The organism is Bacillota bacterium (assembly GCA_030705925.1).
Taxonomy (GTDB): Bacteria; Bacillota; Clostridia; order Oscillospirales; family Feifaniaceae; genus JAUZPM01.
Window position 1 is genome coordinate 1 of sequence record JAUZPM010000109.1, and the last position, 4154, is coordinate 4154.

Annotated in this window: 6 protein-coding genes and 1 tRNA gene; 5 read left to right on the forward strand and 2 right to left on the reverse strand. The window is 38.6% G+C overall.

Features of this window, described 5'->3' with window-relative positions; translation table 11 throughout:
* The 4 genes from Q8865_11090 to nrdR all read left to right on the forward strand — a co-directional run.
* A partial coding sequence (locus tag Q8865_11090; GenBank protein ID MDP4153963.1) for an S-layer homology domain-containing protein occupies positions 1-214 on the forward strand: 214 nt, incomplete at its 5' end.
* A 634-nt stretch (positions 215-848) separates the two neighbouring features.
* Positions 849-1010, forward strand: coding sequence for a hypothetical protein (locus tag Q8865_11095; protein ID MDP4153964.1), 162 nt, complete (start codon positions 849-851; stop codon positions 1008-1010).
* Positions 1011-1316: 306 nt separating this feature from the next.
* A complete protein-coding gene (locus tag Q8865_11100; GenBank protein ID MDP4153965.1) occupies positions 1317-1628 on the forward strand; it encodes a DUF6514 family protein in 312 nt (103 codons plus the stop codon).
* 43 nt (positions 1629-1671) lie between these two features.
* Complete coding sequence (gene nrdR, locus Q8865_11105) at positions 1672-2130, forward strand: transcriptional regulator NrdR (protein MDP4153966.1); 459 nt, start codon at positions 1672-1674, stop codon at positions 2128-2130.
* 63 nt (positions 2131-2193) lie between these two features.
* On the opposite strand, the gene Q8865_11110 is transcribed toward nrdR, so the two are convergent.
* Positions 2194-3327 (reverse strand): FtsW/RodA/SpoVE family cell cycle protein, encoded by a 1134-nt coding sequence (locus tag Q8865_11110; protein MDP4153967.1) that lies wholly within the window; start codon positions 3325-3327, stop codon positions 2194-2196.
* A 192-nt stretch (positions 3328-3519) separates the two neighbouring features.
* Between Q8865_11110 and Q8865_11115 the strand changes: the two genes are divergently transcribed.
* Positions 3520-3596 (forward strand) — tRNA-Arg (locus Q8865_11115).
* Positions 3597-3691: 95 nt separating this feature from the next.
* Here Q8865_11115 and Q8865_11120 read toward each other — a convergent pair.
* On the reverse strand, positions 3692-4154 hold a 463-nt coding region (locus Q8865_11120; GenBank protein ID MDP4153968.1), incomplete at its 5' end, for a TetR/AcrR family transcriptional regulator.

Sequence of the window (4154 nt, forward strand, 5' to 3'; positions counted from 1 at the left end):
AACGCTTAAGGCGTTCGGACTGCTGGATGAGAATGCAGATACATCGCAAGTATCCTTCAGCGACATCGGAAGCGTGGCATCATACGCAAAGGATGATATCCTGCTTCTTGCGGCAAACGGTTATATCAATGGTTCTGACGGGAAGATCAATCCGACAGGAACGGCGACAAGAGCTGAAACCGCTCAAATGCTTACAAATTACTTCTCTAAATAGTAGGTGTCCTTCTCTCTCTTAAACGGGGTGTCCGCCAAATAAGCGGACACCCCGTTTTATATATCGTTTTAAGCCTTAAAATTTCGATTTGCCGTTACTTTGATGATTTTGCCAATAGAGATACTTTCACTTGAAGATCCCACCAGAGCTCTTGTTTGCACCTCACAAGTACAAAATGTGTGCAGCTATTTCCTGGGAAATAGCTGCACACATTTTGTATTCTATTTGGAATTTTAGGTATGCTTACGCTCGGATATTTAATCATAATTAAAGTAAAATTATATCGGAAAATGCATAAAAGTATACTGTAAATATACATAAATATGCAATGGCTTCTTCTTTCGTAAAGTCAGTGAAATCACACATCAGTATGTAATTTCGGACTTGTTTTTAAAGATAAAAATGATAATAAATTTAATGCAGGAAGATTTGAATAATAGCTGCTGACAAATTTTAACTGTAAAGGTAATTACCAGTTAATTGAAAAATAGTTTCAATATGTAATAAACTGCAACATAAAAAATAACAGATGCCAGTAGTAAAACTGACATCTGCCGACCGGAGTGAATGCCCAAATTATTGATCATTATTGGAGAGGTCTTTTTTAAATATATAGTCGGAAATAAAGAATCCTATGAACCCGACAAGCAATGTGCAGAAGGCAGTTTCAACCAATCCGCTTGATAAAAAGTCAAAATATCTGTTTGTAAAGTATAATCCATTTACAGCAACCTTTGCAATTAAAGCTTCGCTTAAAAGCACAATTGTCAATATGAATCCGATCCATAGTATGTAATATGAAAAGTTATTCATAGACTTTATTTTTTGTGCTACTAAATCATATTTTCGCTTCATATTTATCACCACGTAAGTTATTCTAGCATAACTGATATTAAGTCTCAACGGCAAATAAATGGTATAAAAATGGCAAAACTTAAGTAGATTTCATCGCATTATTCGACATTTATGCATATATTGCATAATAAACTACCCGATAATTGAATATTGAGAAAAAAGTGTCGAATTTTGACGAACACAAAGGTTTGATTTTAATGCTAAAGTCTTTTATGATAAACTCACAAATATATTTAAGAAGGTGGGTTTGAAATTGGTTAAAATTGTAGAAGAACTGCGTAACGTTGTCCAAACCGATAATTCACAAATGCAACTTTCGTACAGGATACTTGTTAAAGAGTATCAGAATCCGGATGATGAAGCGGCTTATGTGGGTTATGGCATAAGCGTAAAGAAATCGGTTAACGGTGAAGTTATTGAAGCTGTAGTTCCTAATATTACGACCGATGCAGATTTTGCCGCTGAAATTCTTGAGATGGTTTGCAGAAACGGAGTAACACCAATTGCACTTACCGACGTAATTACCGATATAGTGACAGAGCATTATATGGACTCTTGATATTTTAATTTAAAGATGATACAATCTTTCCGAGGTGATGGTCATGAAATGCTGCTATTGCGGTTACACTGAAAGTAAGGTTGTTGATTCCAGACCGACTGATGAGGGTGTAAGTATCAGACGTCGCCGCGAGTGTCTCAAATGCGGAAAACGGTTTACAACTTATGAGATAATTGAGACATTGCCGATAATGATAATAAAAAAGGACAAATCAAGACAAGCTTATGACAGAAACAAGCTTTTAAACGGAATTGTACGCGCTTGTGAAAAACGCCCGGTCCCGTTCTCAAAGCTTGAGGTCCTTGCGGATGAAGTCGAGTCAGAGATTCAGAACTCGCTTGATAGGGAAATCACTTCCGCAAGGGTCGGAGAGCTGGTAATGAATAAACTAAAGGCAATAGATGAGGTCGCTTATGTCAGATTCGCTTCAGTCTATCGTCAATTCAAAGACATTAATACATTTATGGAGGAATTAAGTAAACTGCTCAATGATAAGAAATAATTACATAAAACGAAAGCCGGCTCATATGAAGTGATGCCGGCTTTAATATTGATGTTTAAGGAATTATTCTTCGTATAGGAATGAAAGTGATTTCCTGTGATTTACGACAGACAGCACGAGCCCAAGTGATATGTACACGCTGACTACAGAAGAACCACCATAGCTGAATAGGGGAAGAGTGATGCCTATAACGGGCAGTATGCCGATGCACATGCCGATATTTTCGAATATCTGAATGAAAAGCATCGCAAATACGCCGATGCAAATCAGAGATCCCAAGCTCGTTTCACAATTTCGGGAATTGAGAAGTATGCGTATCAGTATAAATGAAAGCAGAAGGATCACCAGCGTGACGCCTATAAAACCAAGCTCTTCGCCTGCAACCGCAAAGATAAAATCTGTTTGCTTTGCGGGGACGATGCTGTTTTGTATCTGTGGACCGTGAAAGAGCCCTTTTCCGGCAAGAAGCCCTGAACCTATGGCGATTTTGCTCTGCACTGCCTGATATCCGACCTTTGACGGGTCAAGTTCTGGGTTAAATCCGAATAATATACGGTCGCGCATATAATTTGTTAAGCCATATGTCCATATAAACGGAGCCGCAATAACAGCGGTAAGTGATGAAATAATGAAATACCTCAGCTTCAGTCCGCCGGCAAACATCATTACGATAGCAATGAAGAGGAAAACGAGCGTTGAACCCATATCTCCCTGAATCAATATAAGCCCGCACATCACGCCGACGAGCATGAGAACAAAAACAAGGTTTTTAAACTGGTTCATTTCTTCGCCGAATCGTGAAATGACAGTCGCAAGCGATATGATAAACGCAAGCTTAACTATTTCGGAAGGCTGAACCTTGATAAAACCGAGGTTAATCCAGTTTTGATTGTTGGTTCCGGTAGGCCCTGTGCCTATAAATATCGTTATTACGAGAGCGATAATGCCAAGCCCGTATAAAATCATCCAGATGTCGCCGAGCGCCTCGTAATCTATGTTTGATATCACGATCATGCTGATGAACCCGAGCACCACTGCCGCTGCCTGAATAATAACGAGCTTGTTTGAGTCAAAAGATTTAACGGCGCTCATGACAAGCAAAAGACCGTATAAAGATGAGGCGAGCGTCAGCCCGATAAGCGTAAGGTCAGTACATTTTATATAATATATAATTGATTTTCTTATTCTGGTGAACAATATTTACACCGCCCTTTCTATCAGTATAGCATACGGCATATAAACTTTAAAGAGTATTTTATCCGTTAAAATTGAGAAAAATAACCTTAAATCATGGAATTTTTTTAAATTTAAGTGCGAAATATCTTAATATTTGTATTGATTTTTTTGGCACTGTGTGGTATTATAAAAAAGCTGTTTAAAAAGGAATACGCGCTCGTAGCTCAGCTGGATAGAGTGCCTGGCTACGAACCAGAAGGTCGGGGGTTCGAATCCCTCCGAGCGCGCCACAAAAAAAATCCGTGTATAAGAGTGTAAACTCCAACACGGATTTTTGTTTTTTCGGATTTAAATCAAAGCAGATTGTATCGGCATAAAAGTACGCTTAAACGTTGTTACACTTGATCAGCATCGGTACGATTGCATTAGCGCACTCATCGATAAGGATCTCGTGATCGATATCCGGACTATGGTAAAATGCAAGTTCATCCTCAATGCCCATTATCATTTGAAACAGCAGGAATGTCTGTTCACGTTCATGTCGGAATGCGTAGCCGGAAGCTTTTAGCTGACTGGTGACGGCGGTCATCATCGTTTTCTGAATTGTGTCAAAATACTCTTTCACATCGTTATCAATATATTGCAAAGACATGATTTCATCATGAAGCAGTTTCGACCAATCATGATAATTCACGAATATTCTCAGCACGTTTTTTATTGTATTGCTGATATTCCCGGTAAATGACAGACTGCTGATTTTTTCACAAATTTGCCCTGTCAGCGTTTCGCCAAACCGATATAAACAGGCAAGCAGAATATCTTTTTTATCTTCAAAATAGGCGTACACA